Origin of the sequence: Shewanella sp. UCD-KL21 (assembly GCF_001957135.1) — a bacterium.
Classification (GTDB): Bacteria; Pseudomonadota; Gammaproteobacteria; order Enterobacterales; family Shewanellaceae; genus Shewanella.
The window spans coordinates 1-734 of sequence record NZ_MPHK01000074.1 but is presented as its reverse complement, the minus strand read 5'-3'; the positions used below and the strand labels follow the sequence as shown (position 1 = coordinate 734).

Below are 734 nucleotides of genomic sequence, written 5' to 3'. Positions count from 1 at the left end.
GTTTTGAGAACTCAATGTATTATTAGAAAAGGATTAATTTCCCAATAATACGATTTGTAATTAATACAACGACAGACATCATCGTATTAAATACTATCAGCTTTCCAAATTGTTAAAGAACGGGCTAAAAAAAGCCAAAGATAATGGTTAGATTATCTTTGGCATCTCTTAATTGCATATGTCGACTCAAATTATTGAGAAGATGTAAATGGTGGAGCTATGCGGGATCGAACCGCAGACCTCCTGCGTGCAAGGCAGGCGCTCTCCCAGCTGAGCTATAGCCCCATTTACATGCAGTAAAACAAAATACGTTAATACAAAATCTTCGCTTAGGAGAAATGAAGATTTTGGTGGGTCAGAGTGGACTTGAACCACCGACCTCACCCTTATCAGGGGTGCGCTCTAACCAGCTGAGCTACAGACCCAACGTATATTGCTCTTTCTTTCTATCAAGTAATCTGTGTGAACACTCAACAAACATTAAGTTAGTCGTATAGGTAAGGAGGTGATCCAGCCCCAGGTTCCCCTAGGGCTACCTTGTTACGACTTCACCCCAGTCATGAACCACACCGTGGTAAACGTCCTCCCGAAGGTTAGACTATCTACTTCTGGTGCAGCCCACTCCCATGGTGTGACGGGCGGTGTGTACAAGGCCCGGGAACGTATTCACCGTAGCATTCTGATCTACGATTACTAGCGATTCCGACTTCATGGAGTCGAGTTGCAGACTCCAA

The 734-nt window shown here is 44.0% G+C and carries 2 tRNA genes and 1 rRNA gene; all 3 read right to left on the bottom strand.

The window, feature by feature from the left end:
- Nucleotides 1–209: 209 nt before the first annotated feature.
- A tRNA-Ala gene (locus tag BM739_RS19915) sits at nt 210–285 on the bottom strand.
- A gap of 63 nt (nt 286–348) precedes the next feature.
- Nucleotides 349–425, bottom strand: a tRNA-Ile gene (locus BM739_RS19910).
- Between the two features lie 73 nt (nt 426–498).
- Nucleotides 499–734: ribosomal RNA gene (locus tag BM739_RS19905) — 16S ribosomal RNA — on the bottom strand; the annotation flags it as partial.